This window comes from Pedococcus sp. KACC 23699 (assembly GCF_045348425.1).
Taxonomy (GTDB): Bacteria; Actinomycetota; Actinomycetes; order Actinomycetales; family Dermatophilaceae; genus Pedococcus.
Genome location: NZ_CP157483.1, coordinates 2,677,504 through 2,692,260 on the forward strand (window position 1 = coordinate 2,677,504; position 14,757 = coordinate 2,692,260).

Annotated in this window: 14 protein-coding genes; 8 read left to right on the forward strand and 6 right to left on the reverse strand. The window is 71.4% G+C overall.

Annotated features, from left to right (window positions below):
- Nucleotides 1-64: 64 nt before the first annotated feature.
- The 3 genes from ABEG17_RS12655 to ABEG17_RS12665 form a co-directional block, all read right to left on the reverse strand.
- Complete coding sequence (locus ABEG17_RS12655; RefSeq protein ID WP_406829838.1) at nt 65-1,780, reverse strand: glycerol-3-phosphate dehydrogenase/oxidase; 1,716 nt, start codon at nt 1,778-1,780, stop codon at nt 65-67.
- 4 nt (nt 1,781-1,784) lie between these two features.
- Nucleotides 1,785-3,308, reverse strand: a complete 1,524-nt coding sequence (gene glpK / locus ABEG17_RS12660; protein WP_406829840.1) for a glycerol kinase GlpK — start codon at nt 3,306-3,308, stop codon at nt 1,785-1,787.
- A 67-nt stretch (nt 3,309-3,375) separates the two neighbouring features.
- Nucleotides 3,376-3,894 (reverse strand): MaoC family dehydratase, encoded by a 519-nt coding sequence (locus ABEG17_RS12665; protein WP_406829841.1) that lies wholly within the window; start codon nt 3,892-3,894, stop codon nt 3,376-3,378.
- 179 nt (nt 3,895-4,073) lie between these two features.
- Between ABEG17_RS12665 and ABEG17_RS12670 the strand changes: the two genes are divergently transcribed.
- The 4 genes from ABEG17_RS12670 (at nt 4,074) to ABEG17_RS12685 (ending at nt 6,935) form a co-directional block, all read left to right on the forward strand.
- Nucleotides 4,074-4,448 carry a YciI family protein gene (locus tag ABEG17_RS12670; protein WP_406829842.1) on the forward strand — a complete coding sequence of 125 codons (375 nt, stop codon included), beginning with the start codon at nt 4,074-4,076 and terminating at the stop codon, nt 4,446-4,448.
- 105 nt (nt 4,449-4,553) lie between these two features.
- Complete coding sequence (locus tag ABEG17_RS12675; RefSeq protein ID WP_406829844.1) at nt 4,554-5,405, forward strand: PHP domain-containing protein; 852 nt, start codon at nt 4,554-4,556, stop codon at nt 5,403-5,405.
- A complete protein-coding gene (locus ABEG17_RS12680) occupies nt 5,402-6,019 on the forward strand; it encodes a MarC family protein (protein ID WP_406829845.1) in 618 nt (205 codons plus the stop codon). The genes ABEG17_RS12675 and ABEG17_RS12680 overlap by 4 nt, the downstream gene beginning before the upstream one ends.
- Nucleotides 6,020-6,029: 10 nt before the next feature.
- The gene (locus ABEG17_RS12685) at nt 6,030-6,935 is read left to right on the forward strand and encodes a RecB family exonuclease (RefSeq protein WP_406829846.1); all 906 of its coding nucleotides are present in this window, start codon (nt 6,030-6,032) and stop codon (nt 6,933-6,935) included.
- Here the strand turns inward: ABEG17_RS12685 and ABEG17_RS12690 are convergent.
- On the reverse strand, nt 6,919-7,833 hold the full coding sequence (locus ABEG17_RS12690) for a hypothetical protein (protein ID WP_406829848.1): 915 nt from the start codon (nt 7,831-7,833) through the stop codon (nt 6,919-6,921). The genes ABEG17_RS12685 and ABEG17_RS12690 overlap by 17 nt on opposite strands.
- A gap of 233 nt (nt 7,834-8,066) precedes the next feature.
- Between ABEG17_RS12690 and ABEG17_RS12695 the strand changes: the two genes are divergently transcribed.
- The 3 genes from ABEG17_RS12695 (at nt 8,067) to ABEG17_RS12705 (ending at nt 10,426) form a co-directional block, all read left to right on the forward strand.
- Complete coding sequence (locus ABEG17_RS12695; protein ID WP_406829849.1) at nt 8,067-8,816, forward strand: ParA family protein; 750 nt, start codon at nt 8,067-8,069, stop codon at nt 8,814-8,816.
- 239 nt (nt 8,817-9,055) lie between these two features.
- Nucleotides 9,056-9,289, forward strand: coding sequence for a hypothetical protein (locus tag ABEG17_RS12700; RefSeq protein WP_406829851.1), 234 nt, complete (start codon nt 9,056-9,058; stop codon nt 9,287-9,289).
- 90 nt (nt 9,290-9,379) lie between these two features.
- On the forward strand, nt 9,380-10,426 hold the full coding sequence (locus ABEG17_RS12705) for an NAD(P)-dependent alcohol dehydrogenase (protein ID WP_406829852.1): 1,047 nt from the start codon (nt 9,380-9,382) through the stop codon (nt 10,424-10,426).
- 60 nt (nt 10,427-10,486) lie between these two features.
- Here the strand turns inward: ABEG17_RS12705 and ABEG17_RS12710 are convergent, their stop codons facing one another.
- A complete protein-coding gene (locus tag ABEG17_RS12710) occupies nt 10,487-12,019 on the reverse strand; it encodes a hypothetical protein (protein WP_406829853.1) in 1,533 nt (510 codons plus the stop codon).
- 168 nt (nt 12,020-12,187) lie between these two features.
- Nucleotides 12,188-13,747 (reverse strand): DEAD/DEAH box helicase, encoded by a 1,560-nt coding sequence (locus ABEG17_RS12715; RefSeq protein ID WP_406829854.1) that lies wholly within the window; start codon nt 13,745-13,747, stop codon nt 12,188-12,190.
- Between the two features lie 237 nt (nt 13,748-13,984).
- Here ABEG17_RS12715 and ABEG17_RS12720 point away from each other — a divergent pair, with 237 nt between their 5' ends.
- Nucleotides 13,985-14,677 carry a ferritin-like fold-containing protein gene (locus ABEG17_RS12720; protein ID WP_406829855.1) on the forward strand — a complete coding sequence of 231 codons (693 nt, stop codon included), beginning with the start codon at nt 13,985-13,987 and terminating at the stop codon, nt 14,675-14,677.
- Nucleotides 14,678-14,757: the final 80 nt, after the last annotated feature.

Below are 14,757 nucleotides of genomic sequence, written 5' to 3' on the forward strand. Positions count from 1 at the left end.
GGTCAAAACCGCAGGTCAGGCCCCTTGGGGAGCCCTCGGGGACGTCGTATGGTGCGGCGGCGCCCTAGAGGGTGCCGTCCGGGCCGCTGCGGCGGGCCTCGTCGGCGGAGGCGTCGTCGGGCATGGTCTGGCTGACGCGCTCGGCCTCGACGCGACCGAGGTAGATCTCGATCTCCTGCTGGGTGCGCTGCTCGTCCCAGCCGAGGACGGGCGCGACGAGCGCGGCTGCCACGGGGGCTGCCGAGACGCCGCGGTCCCAGGCCTCGATCGAGATGCGGGTGCGGCGGGTGAGGATGTCGGTGAGGTGCAGGGCCCCCTCGTGTGACGCGGCATACACGACCTCGGCCTTGAGGTGGTCCTCGGCGCCCTCGACGGGTTCGCCGAGCTCGGGGCGCTCGGCGACGAGGTCCAGGACCTCCTGCGTGAGCACGCCGTACCGGCGCAGCAGGTGCTCCACACGGGCGACGTGCAGCCCGGCGTCCGAGGCGAGGGTGTGCCGCTGGTTCCAGATCGCGGCGTAGCCGACGGCGCCGACGAGGGGGACCGTGTCGGTCGTGGACGCCGGCACCCGGCGGGCGATGGCCTGCACCGCCTCGTCGACGGCGTCCTTGGCCATCACCCGGTAGGTCGTGTACTTGCCGCCCGCGACGACGACCAGCCCCGGGGCGCTGTGGGCGACGACGTGCTCGCGCGAGAGCTTGCTCGTCGACTCGGACTCGCCGGCGAGCAGGGGGCGCAGGCCGGCGTAGACGCCCTCGACGTCCTCGTGGGTCAGCGGCGTCTGGAGCACGCGGTTGACGTGGTCGAGGATGTAGTCGATGTCGGCGCGGGTCGCTGCGGGGTGGGCCTTGTCGAGCGCCCAGTCGGTGTCGGTGGTGCCGATGATCCAGTGCCGACCCCACGGGATGACGAAGAGCACCGACTTCTCCGTGCGCAGGATCACGCCGGTCGAGGAGTGGATTCGGTCGCGGGGCACGACGAGGTGGATGCCCTTGGACGCCCGGACGTGGAACTGCCCGCGCTCGCCGACCATCGCCTGGGTGTCGTCGGTCCAGACACCCGTCGCGTTGACGATCTGGCGGGCGTTGATGACGAACTCCTCGTCGGTGAGCTTGTCGATGGCACGGACGCCGGTGACGCGTTCGCCCTGGCGAAGGAATCCAATGGCCGCAACGCGGTTCGCGACGTGGGCGCCGTAGTGCGCGGCGGTGCGGGCCAGCTCCATCGTGTGGCGGGCGTCGTCGACCTGCGCGTCGTAGTACTGGACCGCCCCGGTGAGGGCGTCGTGCTTCAGGCTCGGCATGAGGCGCAGGGCCTGACGGCGGGTCAGGTGGCGGTGGTGCGGCAGGCCCGCGCCGCCACTGGCCGCCATCGCCATCGCGTCGTAGAGGGCGATGCCCGACCCGACGTAGGCGCGCTCCCACACGTGGTGGTTGAGGGGGTAGAGGAAGGGGACAGGGCGCACGAGGTGCGGCGCGAGGCGGGTCAGCAGCAGGCCCCGCTCGTGCAGGGCCTCCTTGACCAGGGCGAAGTCGAGCATCTCGAGGTAGCGCAGGCCACCGTGGATGAGCTTGCTCGAGCGCGAGGACGTGCCGCTGGCGAAGTCGCGCTGCTCGATGAGCCCGGTGGACAGTCCTCGGGTCACGGCATCCAGGGCCGTGCCGGTGCCCACGACGCCGCCGCCGATGACGAGCAGCTCGAGCTCTTCGCCGGACCTGAGCTTGTCGATGGCCTGCCGGCGCGACTGAGGCGAAAGCCCGGTGGCGGTTCCCGTGGTCATGGCGCTACTCCTCGTCGACGTCCACCCAGTCCAGGGTGCGTTCCACGGCCTTGCGCCAGCCGGCATACCCGGTGCTGCGCTGCTCGTCGCTCCAGGTCGGTGACCAGCGCTGGGACTCCTGCCAGTTGGCGCGCAGCTCCTCGGTCCCGGACCAGAAGCCAGTGGCCAGACCAGCAGCGTAGGCCGCGCCGAGCGCGGTGGTCTCGGCGACCTCCGGTCGTGAGACGGGGACGCCCAGTATGTCCGCCTGCAGCTGCATGCACAGGCTGTTGGCGGTGACGCCGCCGTCGACCTTGAGCACCTCGAGCTCGACACCGGAGTCCTTGGTCATGGCGTCGGCGACGTCGCGGCTCTGGTAGCAGATCGCCTCGAGCGTGGCCCGGGCCAGGTGGGCACCGGTGTTGAAGCGCGACATCCCGACGATGGCGCCGCGGGCGTCCGGGCGCCAGTACGGCGCGAACAGCCCCGAGAACGCCGGGACGAAGTAGAGGCCGCCGGTGTCGTCGACGGACCTCGCGAGCCGCTCGACGTCCCCGGCACCGGAGATGATGCCGAGCTGGTCGCGCAGCCACTGCACCGCCGACCCGGTGACCGCGATCGAGCCCTCCAGGGCGTAGACCGGCTTGGCGTCACCGAGCTGGTAGGCGACCGTGGTGAGCAGCCCGGACTGGCTGCGGACGATCTCCTCGCCGGTGTTGAGGAGCATGAAGTTGCCGGTGCCGTAGGTGTTCTTGGCCTCGCCGGGGCTGAAGCAGACCTGGCCGACGGTCGCCGCGTGCTGGTCGCCGAGGTCGCCGGCCAGCGGCACCTCGCCGCCGAGTGGACCGCCCGGGCGCGTCACTCCGTAGAGCGCCGGGTCCGAGCTGGGACGGATCTCGGGGAGCATCGAGCGCGGGATGTCGAAGAACGACAGCAGCTCGTCGTCCCAGTCCAGGGTGCGCAGGTCCATGAGCATGGTGCGGCTGGCGTTCGTCACGTCTGTGACGTGGACCCCGCCGTCCGTCCCGCCGGTGAGGTTCCACAGCAGCCAGGTGTCGATCGTGCCGAAGACGGCGTCGCCGCGCTCGGCGGCCTTCCGCGCGCCGTCGACGTTGTCGAGGATCCACTGGACCTTGCCTGCGGCGAAGTAGGCCGCGGGCGGGATGCCGGCGCGCTCGCGGATGACCTCGCCCCTGCCGGACTGGTCGAGGGCTCGGGCGATCTTGTCGGTGCGGGTGTCCTGCCAGACGATCGCGTTGTGCAGGGGGCGGCCGGTGCGGCGGTTCCAGACCACGGTCGTCTCGCGCTGGTTGGTGATGCCGAGGGCGGACAGGTCGCCGGGCTGCAGGTCGAGGCGGGCCAGCGTCGAGGCGATCACCGTCTGGGTGCGTTCCCAGATCTCCAGCGGGCTGTGCTCCACCCACCCGGCGCGGGGCATGATCTGCTCGTGCTCGAGCTGTCGGCGGCCCACCTCGGCGCCCGCATGGTCGAACACCATGAAGCGGGTGCTCGTCGTTCCCTGGTCAACGGCGCCAACGAAATCGGCCATGACCAGACCTTAGTGGCGCAGGGGCCGGACGCGAGGAATGGCTGAGAGGCGCGGGTATGGCGTGCCGTCAGTCCTTCGGGGCGGGCTCGACCAGCTCGGGGCGGCCGGGCTGCTCGCCACCCCGGGCGGCGAGGTAGCTCTCCTTGGGCACCATCACCTTGCGGCGGAAGATGCAGACGAGGGTGCCGTCCTGGTTGTAGCCCTTGGTCTCGACGTGGACCACCCCACGGTCGTCCTTGGAGGTGGACTCCCACTTGTCGAGGACCTCGGTCTGGCCGTAGAGGGTGTCGCCGTGGAACGTCGGCGCGACGTGGCGCAGCGACTCGACCTCGAGGTTGGCGATGGCCTTGCCCGAGACGTCGGGGACGGACATGCCGAGCAGCAACGAGTAGATGTAGTTGCCGACCACCACGTTCTTCTTGAACTGCGTGGTGTTCTCCGCGTAGTTCGAGTCGAGGTGGAGCGGGTGGTGGTTCATGGTCAGGAGGCAGAACAGGTGGTCGTCGTACTCCGTCACCGTCTTGCCGGGCCAGTGCTTGTAGACCGCGCCGACCTCGAACTCCTCGTAGCTGCGTCCGAATTGCATGGGGGCCATCCTGCCGACCGGTGACCGACAGCGACACCGGTGGGCTGCGTGCGTTCCCTCACAGCGCTGAGACGGAGATGAGAAAAGATCCCGAGCGAAATGTCGAGGATGCCCGGTCCGGACCGTCAGGGTGGTGTCAGGGCCGAAGCGGCCACCAGCACCCAGACAGGGAGCACCACATGAAGTACGTCATCCTCATGCACTCCAACCCCCAGCCGTGGGGACACCCGACGAGCGACTTCCTCCCCGCCTACCAAGAGCTCTCCGCCGCCGAGCGCGAACAGCTGGGGGCGGACTTCGACGCCGTCCTCCACGACCTGTCCGAGCGCGGCGAGCTCATCGGCGGGCAGGCGCTGGGCAGCCCGCAGGACGCGCGGCTGTTCCGCCACGAGGGGGGTCGCCGCAGGGTGACCGACGGTCCGTACGCGGAGACCGCGGAGCACTTTGCCGGCTTCTTCCTCATCGACGTGGCCGACCAGGCACGAGCCGAGGAGGTGGCCACGAAGTTCTCCGGGCCGGGGGAGACGGTGGAGCTGCGTCCCGTGGCCGAGTAGGGCGCCGAGCGGGCAAGGGGGGCGAGCCAGGGCGAGTGGGACGGCGGGCGCGAGGGCGGGCGCCACCCGGCAGGAGGACCCTGTCGCTGGCCCTACCCTTGTGCCGTGCTCATCGACCTCCACACCCACTCCTCGGCGAGCGACGGCACCGAGCTCGCAGCGGACGTGGTGCGGTCGGCCGCGCAGGCCCGGCTGGACGTGGTCGCACTCACCGACCACGACACGTATGCCGGGTGGCCGGCTGCGGTGGACGCCGCCCTCGAGCTGGGGGTCGGCCTGGTCCGTGGCGTCGAGATCTCCTGCACCCACCACGGCGTGAGCGTCCACCTCCTCGGCTACCTGGTCGACCCGGAGCACCCCGAGCTCCTGGCCGAGCTCGACCTGGCCAGGGACAGCAGGGAGACCCGCGTCGAACGCATGGTCGCCGCAATGGTCGCCGACGGCATACCGATCACGCTCGAACAGGTGCGCGCACTGGCCGGTGACGGCGCCACCCTCGGCCGGCCGCACATCGCGGACGCCCTCGTGGACAGCGGGATCATCGGCACCCGCGATGAGGCGTTCGAGGACCTGCTGCGCAACGGGAGCCGTTACTACGCCTCGCACTACGCGCCCGACCCGGTGCGCGCCGTCCAGCTCGTCCGGGCGGCGGGGGGAGTGCCGGTGATGGCACACCCGTTCGCCAACGGGCGGGGCTGGACCGTCGGCGACGAGGTCATCGAGGCGATGGCCCGCGCCGGGCTCGCCGGGCTCGAGGCCCGGCACCGGGACCACACGCCACGAGAGCAGGCGCACGCCGTCGACCTCGCCGCCCAGCTGGGGCTGTTCACGACCGGCTCCAGCGACTACCACGGCACCGGCAAGCAGAACGTGCTCGGCGAGAACACCACGGACCCCGAGGTGCTCGCCGAGATCGAGGACCAGGCAAGGAGCGGCACCGAGGTGGTCCGGGCGTGAACGACATCGTCGACCTGCGGGTCCTGGGCTCGGTCTTCGTCACCCTGTTCGTCATCATGGATCCGCCCGGCGCCCTGCCGATCTTCCTCGCCCTGACGGGCACCCTGACCCAGAAGCAGAAGGTCGCCGCGGCCCGTCGGGCCTCGCTCGTGGCGCTCGCGGTCATCGTGCTCTTCGCGGTGTTCGGGCAGCAGATCCTCACCTACCTGCACATCTCCCTCCCCGCGCTCCAGGGTGCGGGCGGCCTGCTCCTGCTGCTCGTCGCGCTGCAGCTGCTGACGGGTTCGGAGCAGGAGCAGCACGCCGACGCCGGCGTCAACGTCGCCCTGGTGCCACTGGGCACCCCGCTGCTCGCCGGGCCGGGTGCGATCGTCGCGACGATGTTGGCGGTGCAGAACGCCGACGGCCCCAGCCAGTACGTCGCCGTGGCCCTCGGTCTCGTGGCGACGATGTTCGTCGTGTGGTTGTTCTTCCGGTTCGCCGGGCAGGTGCACCGCCTGCTCAAGGACAGCGGCACCGTGCTCATCACCCGCATCGCCGGGCTGCTGCTGTCGGCGATCGCGGTGCAGATGGTGGCCGACAGCATCCGCGCCTTCGTCAGTGGCACCGCCTAACGTGGCGCCCATGCAGCAGGGGAGAGCCACCGCGCCGGGGAGTGCGGGCCAGGGGGCGTTCGTGCAGGAGTCGTTCGGGGGCACGCCGCGCCGCCTCTTTCGAGCGAGCCCGAGCCGCCTGCTGGCCTGGGTCGACTGCCCGCGCCGCTACCGCATGCAGTACCTCGACCGTCCCACCCCGCCGCCGCGTGCCCAGCGGGCGCACACCTCGGTGGGCACGGCGGTGCACAACGCCCTGCGCGACTGGTGGGACCTCGCGCCCGCGCAGCGCACTCCGGACGCCGGCGCCGAGCTGGTGCGGACCTCGTGGATCGACGCCGGCTTCCGCGACGCCGAGCAGTCGCTTGCGTGGCGCGAACGCGCCCAGGGGCAGGTCCGGTCCTACCTCGCCGACGTCCACCCCGGCGACCAGCCGCTCGGCATCGAGCGCACGGTGTCCCTCAAGACCGAGGAGATGGCCCTGCAGGGGCGGATCGACCGGCTCGACGACCGCGGTTCCGAGCTCACCGTCGTCGACTACAAGACGAGCCGGTGGGAGCCCACCGACGACGACGCGCGCACCTCGCTCCCGCTCGCACTGTATGCCGCGGCAGCCTGGAAGATGTTCCGTCGCCGCTGCGTGCGGGTCGAGCTGCACCACCTGCCCAGCGGCGCGGTCGCGACCCACGAGCACACGGGGGAGTCGCTCGCGCGCAAGATCGCCGAGGCGGAGTCGATCGCCCGGGACGCCAGGAGGGCTGAGGACGACTATGCCGAGCACGGCGTCGACTCGGGGCGTTTCCCGACCTCGGTCGGACCGCTCTGCCAGTGGTGCGACTTCCGGGCGCACTGCCCTGCGGGTCAGGCCTTCGGTCCGGAGAAGTCCGGGTGGGCAGCCCTGGAGGACCCGGCCCCTCGGGTCAGAAGCTCCACCTGATCCCGACGCGTCCGGGTCCGACCCGGTGGACCACGTGCTGCACGCTCGTCGAGTCGCCCAGGTCCACCAGCGACGACGTGGTCATGCCCTCGAGGATGCTGTAGGTCTCCACGGTCACGGGGAGCCTGGCCGGGTCGAAGCGCACCCAGATCATCAGCTCGGTCACCCGATGCAGCAGGAAGTACTCGATCGACTGCTCGGGTTCGAGGTCGAGCGGCAGGGTGACGCGGTGCTCCGCCGCCGCGGTCTCGTCCACACGCAGCGGTCGGTCGAGGATGATCTCGGCGGCGAAGACCCCCTCGGCGTCGTGCGAGATCGTGCGACCGACCTGGCACCCGCTGACCGCGGCGAACTCGGCCCGCTCACCGCTGGGCTGGCTCGTCGCCAGCAGTGCGGGGATGCGCTGGGCACCGTCGCGCATGGCACGGACGACGTTGCGGATGGTGCGAACCCGCTGGACCCCCTGGGCATCGACGTCCAGGGTGTCGTGGACCGTGAGGTCCACCAGCTCGAGCTGGGCGCCGAACCCGAGCTGCTGCATCGCCTGGGTGGCCAGGGGGATCTCGACGGGCAGGTCGGCGGCGCGCGGCAGCTCGCGCGGGGGCCCCGGACGGCGTCGCGGCCCCAGCTTGCTGAGCAGGTGGCCCCGCGGGACGCCGAGGATCTCCTCCAGGTGGGCGACCGCCTCCAGCGAGCCGGCACGCTGCGGCTGGCTGCGACCGGACTGCCAGTAGCTGAGGGTCGCGATGCTCACCGGTGTGCCGCGCTCGGCCAGGCGGCGGCGCAACGACTCCAGGCTGCGACCGCTGCGCTTGACGGCGGTCCGCAGGGCAGCGGGAAACAGGGCATCGTCGAGTTCTCGGGGGCCCCCCTGGCCCCGGTGTTGCGGCGTCGCCACAGCCCAAACCTCTCTTGCGGGCTCCAGTGCGCCGCCCCTGTCGTAGCCCTGCGCTACGTCGATGACGATAAGCGTTCAACTACATTTTCGCTCGTGGAGCGCACGACTCCGTCCGTATGGCTGTCCCGACGGCACCGTTCGTACCTGACAGACTGTGGCCACGGCACACCCACCTCGCACGGAAGGGCCTCCCGTTGGCCAGAGCTCGCACCCGGCCCGCCTCCATCGTCTCGGTGGCCAACCAGAAGGGCGGCGTCGCCAAGACGACGTCGGTCGCCTCCCTCGGGGCGGCGTTCGCCGAGCAGGGCAAGCGGGTCCTGCTGGTCGACCTCGACGCCCAGGCCTGCCTGACCTTCAGCCTCGGCGTGGATCCCGACCTCGTCGAGGCCTCGGTCAACGAGGTGCTGCTGGGGAAGGCCGGGATCGCCGACGTGCGTGTGGCGTGCGAGGACGGGGTCGACCTGGTCCCCAGCGTCATCGACCTCGCAGGCGCGGAGGCGCAGCTGCTGCCGCGCCCTGGCCGCGAGTACGTCCTGCGGACCGCCCTCGAGGACATCCGCGGCGAGTACGACGTGATCCTGCTCGACTGCTCGCCGAGTCTCGGTGTCCTGACCCTCAACGCACTGACGGCCAGCCAGGGCCTCGTCATCCCGATGCCGTGCGAGATGCTCAGCCACCGCGGGGTGGGCCAGCTGCTCGACACGGTCGCCGATGTGCAGAAGATCCTCAACAAGGACCTGCAGGTGCTGGGCATCCTGCCGACGATGTTCGACGGCCGCAGCAACCACGCCCAGGAGGTGCTCGCCGACGTCGGCGACCGCTACGGGCTGCCGGTGCTCAGTCCGCCGATCCCGAAGACGGTGCGGTTCGCCGAGGCACCCGCCGTCGGCCGTTCCATCCTGGCCACCTCCCGCACGTCCAAGGGCGCCAAGGCCTACCGCGACGTCGCGGCGGCTCTGTCGAAGCAGCTCGCGGCGCTCTGACGTACCGGGCGGTGCCGGTGAGGCGCCTGTGACAGAGCTATCGCACCTCAACCGAACGGATGAGGCCCGTCTGATCCGATCGGACCGTAGATGGGTGTGTCGGCGTGTCGAGAGGTATGGAGCTGGCAAAGGCTCTGGGACGGGGCCCTGATCCACTGCGACGATTTCGGGCGTCGCCACTGAGCACAGCCAGACCCCCTGCTGGCAGTCGAGTGAGGCGCAGATCCGAGGAGCACCTCATGTCGTCCACCCCCCAGCTGACATCCACCGCACGCGCCGCGAACGCTTGGACCGGTCCGCTGCAGACCGCCCTCGCGGCCGTGGCCGTCTGTGTCCTGTACTGGGCCGTGGGGATCAACGACTCGTCGGCGTCGGCAACGAGTCGCGGTGTCCACCTCCAGCAGGTCGGGAGCACCACCTCGGGTCCCTCTGGCACGTCGGCAGTCCACTTCGCCTCCAGGCAGGTGCGCTAGCGCCGGCTCCTTCACGGCATCGAGGAATAGTCGCGGGTTCAAGGGACTTGTCCCCTGACGGTGACTGACCCCGACCCCCCAAGGAGCATCATGTCCCGCACCACAGCACTGTCCGCCGCCACCGCCGGAGCCGCCCTCGAGGCCACCTCGATCGAGCTGCGTGACCTGCGCGACGACGACATCGTGATCGACATCGCCTTCGCCGGCATCTGCCACAGCGACATCCACCAGGTCCGTGAGGAGTGGGGCACCGCCATCTTCCCGATGGTCCCCGGTCACGAGATCGCCGGCGTCGTCTCCGAGGTCGGCAACGGCGTCACCCGCTACAAGGTCGGCGACCGCGTCGGCGTCGGCTGCATGGTCGACTCGTGTGGCGAGTGCGAGTACTGCAAGGACGGCCAGGAGCAGTTCTGCACCAAGGGTGCCGTCATGACCTACAACGGCAAGGGCTACGACGGCGAGGAGACCAAGGGCGGCTACAGCCAGCAGGTCGTCGTCAGCGAGCGCTTCGCCGTCCGCATCCCCGACGCCCTCGAGCTCGACGTCGCCGCGCCGCTGCTGTGCGCCGGCATCACGACGTTCAACCCGCTCAAGCGCTGGGGCGCCGGCCCCGGCACGAAGGTCGCCGTCGTCGGCCTCGGTGGCCTCGGCCACCTCGGCGTGAAGTTCGCCGCGGCCCTCGGCGCCGAGGTGACCGTGCTCAGCCAGACGACCTCCAAGGAGGCCGACAGCCTCAAGTTCGGTGCTGTCGCCCACCACGCCACCAAGGACCCGGAGACCTTCGAGAAGCTGCGGGGCTCGTTCGACCTCATCCTCAACACGGTGAGCGCGAACCTGCCGTTCGACGACTACCTGTCGCTGCTCAAGCCGAACGGCGCGATGGTGAACGTGGGTGCCCCGAGCGACCCGAGCACCTTCGCTGCGTTCTCCCTCATCGGCGGCAGCAAGGCCCTCGCCGGCTCCAACATCGGTGGCATCCCGCAGACCCAGGAGATGCTCGACTTCGCGGCCGAGCACGGCATCGCGGCCGAGATCGAGAAGATCGGTGCCGACAAGGTCAATGAGGCCTACGACCGCGTCGTCAACTCCGACGTGCGATACCGCTTCGTCATCGACACGGCGACCATCGGCGCCTGACTCTCGGCGCCTGACCCTCGGCGTCTGACCGACGACGTCTGTCGGCCAGCGCCCGACGCCTCAGCCCCTGGTCCAGTAGCGGACCAGGGGCTGAAGCGCAGCCTCGGCATCGCTCGTCTGCGCCTGGGTCTGCGCGTCGAGGGTGGTGACGTACGGGTCCCCACCCTCGGGGAGGGTGAACATCGCCGTCACGCGGCTGCCGGGCACCGGCAGCAGCAGGATGACGCGGGGACGGGCCGACCCCGGGTTCGCGTGCCGGGCGCGAACGACGTCCAGCACCGGCTGCCAGCTGGTGGCCTGCAGCGGTAGGCGCACCAGGAGCATCTGGGTGGTCGGCCGCCCGTTCGTGCTGGCCTCGGCCCAATGGACGCAGGTCGCGCCGCTGGTCGCCGACCGCAGGGCGGCCAGGTAGCTCGTCGCCGCCGGAAGCCGGTCACGGGGTCCGGTGTAGGCGAGGTCGGGGCCGTGGGGGCCGGCCGGGCAGTCCACCTCGGGATCAGGGACGAGGGCGTCGTCGCGGTCGTAGTCCGGGGCAGCGGCCGAGGTGTGGACCTCGACCCGCTCGACGGGAGCGGGGAGGGCCCGCAGCACGCTGTCCAAGGACACCTCCGGTCGCACCCGCAGGTCTGCCCTGACGGGCTTCCTGTCTGCGGCGCTGCCGGGGTCGATGGTCGCTGTCAGCACCCCGCCCACGCGGGTCAGGGCGGCGCCGGCCGCAGCGGCCCAGGCCGTCTCGTCCATCAGGAGCGGGCCGGTGGGTCCTTCGACGACCTCGTCGCGGCTGCTGAGGCCGAAGCCCGACCGGTGCACCGCTGCCGCGATCGCCGCGGCGTCGGGGGAGGACCCGACGTCCAGGACGCTTCGGTCGTGCCCGTCGGAGCCGGTGGACACGACCAGGGTGACCGGGTGGGAGGGACTGGTGGCGACGGCCTGCGCGAAGGCTGAGGCGGCGGTGGCGGTCACCGTGGCTCCGACCACCACCCGCACCTCGTGACCGGCGCCGTCGCGGGCGGCGCCCGTCGACGGGCTCGTGAACCACGCCGTGCCGAAGGGAGGCAGGGTCCGGGCCAGCGTCGCGGCCGTCCCGGGGAGGTCGGTCCCGGCGGGCACGGTCACCGTGAACGGCGCCATACCCGACTGCGCCGTGGCCTGGACGGACACGGCGGACGGGATCGCTCGCAGGGCACGGAGCTGTTGCACCGTCGTCGCGTTCGGACCGGGGCGGGTGCCCAGCAGGGCCGCGTCGGACCGCTGCCGGACCTCCACGGTCGAACCGTTGACGTCGGGGTGGTCGGCGGCGTACCCCACGATCGCGCGGCCGAGCCGGTCGACGACCGCAGGCTCGACCGGGACGCGGAGCCGGGCGACCAGGCTGGGCTCGAAGACCCGGGCTGCCACCGTCCGCGGACCCGCAGCGAGGGCCTGCCCGGTCGGCTCGACGGAGACGACCTCGGGCTGGTCGCGAAGCCAGGACTCAAAGGCGTCATGTGCGCTCGGTCGGAGCACGGCGAGGGCCACGGCCGCCAGCGCGACCAAGGCCACCACCAGGACCGCCACCGTGCGGCGCCCGGACCACTGTGCGAAGTCCCCCACGCCGCGAGGATCGCACCCGCAGCCGTTGGACGGCGCTGAAGTGACCGAATCGCAACGCAGCAGCGACCACTGCCCGCCACCGGAGCAGACGCCACAGAGGTGCCACCGGCCGAAGCCTGCGGCACCTCTGTCGGTGTCTCGTGAGCCCGGGGCCGTGGCCCCGTCGGCTCAGCCCTCCTGGCCGGCGGGGGCGGCTTCGCCCGAGCCGCCGCGGGTGCGGCGACGGTTGCGGCTGCGCCGCGGCTGCGCCGCGGAGTCACCCTCGGCCTTCGGCGCAGCGTCGTCACGGCGCTCTCCACGGTCGCGGCCCGCGTCGCGGCCACCGCGCGCGCTGTCACGGCCACCACGCGCACCGTCGCGGCCGCCGTCACGGCCACTGCGGCCACCACCGGCGGGACGACGCCCGCTGGACTTGCCGGTCTCGCCGAGGTCCTCGAGCACCTCGGCATCGAGGCCGGCGAGGTGCTGCGCGGCCTTGGGCAGGCGGCCCTTGGCGGTTCGGGGGATGTTGAGCTGCTCGTAGAGGTGGTCGGAGGAGGAGTAGGTCTCCTCGGGCTCGGGGATGCCGAGGTCCAGGGTCTTGTTGATCAGGCCCCAGCGCGGCATGTCGTCCCAGTCCACGAAGGTCACGGCGATGCCGGTGTTGCCGGCGCGGGCGGTGCGACCGATGCGGTGGAGGTAGGTCTTCTCCTCCTCGGGGCACTGGTAGTTGATGACGTGGGTGACGTTGTCGACGTCGATGCCACGCGCAGCGACGTCGGTGGCGACGAGGATGTCGACCTTGCCGTTGCGGAACGCGCGCAGGGCCTGCTCGCGCGCACCCTGGCCCAGGTCGCCGTGGATGGCGGCTGCAGCGAAGCCCCGGTCGACGAGCTCGTCGGCGACCTTCGCGGCGGTGCGCTTGGTACGGCTGAAGATGATGGTGAGCCCGCGGCCCTCGGCCTGCAGCATGCGGGCGAGCATCTCGACCTTGTCCATCGCGTGGGCGCGGTAGACGAACTGCTCGACGGCCTTGACCGTGTGGGCGTTCTCCTGGTCGTCACCCATCGCGCGGATGTGGGTGGGCTGCTTCATGTAGCGACGTGCGAGCGCCACGACGGCGCCCGGCATGGTCGCGGAGAAGAGCATCGTCTGGCGGTTCGGAGGCGTCATCGCGAGGAGCTTCTCGACGTCGGGGAGGAACCCGAGGTCGAGCATCTCGTCGGCCTCGTCGAGGACGACGGACTTCACGTGGGACAGGTCGAGGTGACCCTGCTTGGCCAGGTCGATGAGGCGGCCGGGCGTGCCGACGACGACCTCGACACCGTTGCGCAGCGCCTCGACCTGGGGCTCGTAGGCCCTGCCGCCGTAGACGGTGAGGACGCGGATGCCGCGCCCCTTGCCGGCGCGGTCGAGGTCGGCAGCGACCTGGACGGCCAGCTCGCGGGTCGGCGCCACGGCGAGGGCCTGCGGCTTGCCGGCGTGCTTGAACCCGTCCCAGGCGTCGTCGACGCGGGCGATCGTGCGGTTGAGCATCGGGACGCCGAAGCCCAACGTCTTGCCGGTGCCGGTCTTGGCCTGACCGATGATGTCGTGGCCGGCGAGGGCGACCGGCAAGGTCATCGCCTGGATGGGGAAGGGGGTGACGATGCCGGCGGCAGCCAGGGAGGCGACGATGTCGGGGTGGACGTCGAAGTCGGCGAACGTCGGGTCTGCAGGCGCAGCGGCGCCCGTGGTGGTCTCAGTCATGAAGTTCTCTCGATCGGGGCGCTCCCCTGGGGGGAGGCCGTCGCGCAGCGGGCCGATCGGAGGTCTTCCATGCTCGTCGAGCGGTTGCGCGGACCACGTCCGCGGCTGATTCGTGCCGACCGGGCACCTTTGACCTGCCGAGTCTACCGCCGGGGTGGCCCCAACCACTCATCGTCGACCTGTCCCGGTGCGTCGTCGCGCCTCGGGACGCGCTCCCGCGCCATTAGGGTGACGGGCATGACGCAGGACGACTGGCTGGCCGATCCGCAGTACCGCGAGGCGGTCGCGGACCTCCTCGGTGCCCTTGCCTACGGCGAGCTCACCGCGTTCACGCGGCTGGCCGGTGACTCCGAGCTCTCCCCGACCCAGCCGCTCAAGGCGGCTGTCGCCGGGCTCGCCGTCGCCGAGTTCCGCCACTACGAGATGATCGTGGCGCGGCTCGACGACATGGGGGTCGCTCCCGAGACCGCCATGGCGCCGTTCATCGCCCCGATCGACGCCTTCCACGAGCGCACCCGCCCGAGCACCTGGCTCGAGGGACTCGTCAAGGCCTACGTCGGCGACGGCATCGCCACCGACTTCTACCGCGAGGTCGCGGCCTACGTGGACCCCTCGACCAAGGCCCTGGTGCACTCGGCCATGCAGGACGTCGGCCAGGCCGACTTCGTCGTCAAGGTGGTCCGTGAGGCGATCCGCACCGACCCACGGGTCGCAGGTCGCCTCGCGCTGTGGGGTCGCCGCCTCGTGGGCGAGGCCTTGTCGCAGGCCCAGCAGGTGGCCGTCGAGCGCGACGCGCTCGCCTCGCTGCTCGTCGGCGGCGCAGGCGGGGCGGGCCGGCCGAGCGCCGACCTCGCCGAGCTGGGCCGGATGTTCGCGCGGCTCACCGACGAGCACACCCGGCGGATGGGGCGGCTCGGCCTGGCCGCCTGAGTCCGCGTGCCCGTTGACGACCACAGGCACGACGAAGGGCCCGGTCCAGGTGGACCGGGCCCTTCGTCGTGCGTGCCGGG

What these genes read in the sequence shown, in the direction of transcription:
- glpK (WP_406829840.1), bottom strand. Translation starts at nt 3,308, where the DNA reads ATGGCCGATTTCGTTGGCGCCGTTGACCAGGGAACGACGAGCACCCGC.
- ABEG17_RS12670 (WP_406829842.1), top strand. Translation starts at nt 4,074, where the DNA reads ATGAAGTACGTCATCCTCATGCACTCCAACCCCCAGCCGTGGGGACAC.
- ABEG17_RS12655 (WP_406829838.1), bottom strand. Translation starts at nt 1,780, where the DNA reads ATGACCACGGGAACCGCCACCGGGCTTTCGCCTCAGTCGCGCCGGCAG.
- ABEG17_RS12665 (WP_406829841.1), bottom strand. Translation starts at nt 3,894, where the DNA reads ATGCAATTCGGACGCAGCTACGAGGAGTTCGAGGTCGGCGCGGTCTAC.
- ABEG17_RS12705 (WP_406829852.1), top strand. Translation starts at nt 9,380, where the DNA reads ATGTCCCGCACCACAGCACTGTCCGCCGCCACCGCCGGAGCCGCCCTC.
- ABEG17_RS12685 (WP_406829846.1), top strand. Translation starts at nt 6,030, where the DNA reads ATGCAGCAGGGGAGAGCCACCGCGCCGGGGAGTGCGGGCCAGGGGGCG.
- ABEG17_RS12720 (WP_406829855.1), top strand. Translation starts at nt 13,985, where the DNA reads ATGACGCAGGACGACTGGCTGGCCGATCCGCAGTACCGCGAGGCGGTC.
- ABEG17_RS12715 (WP_406829854.1), bottom strand. Translation starts at nt 13,747, where the DNA reads ATGACTGAGACCACCACGGGCGCCGCTGCGCCTGCAGACCCGACGTTC.
- ABEG17_RS12700 (WP_406829851.1), top strand. Translation starts at nt 9,056, where the DNA reads ATGTCGTCCACCCCCCAGCTGACATCCACCGCACGCGCCGCGAACGCT.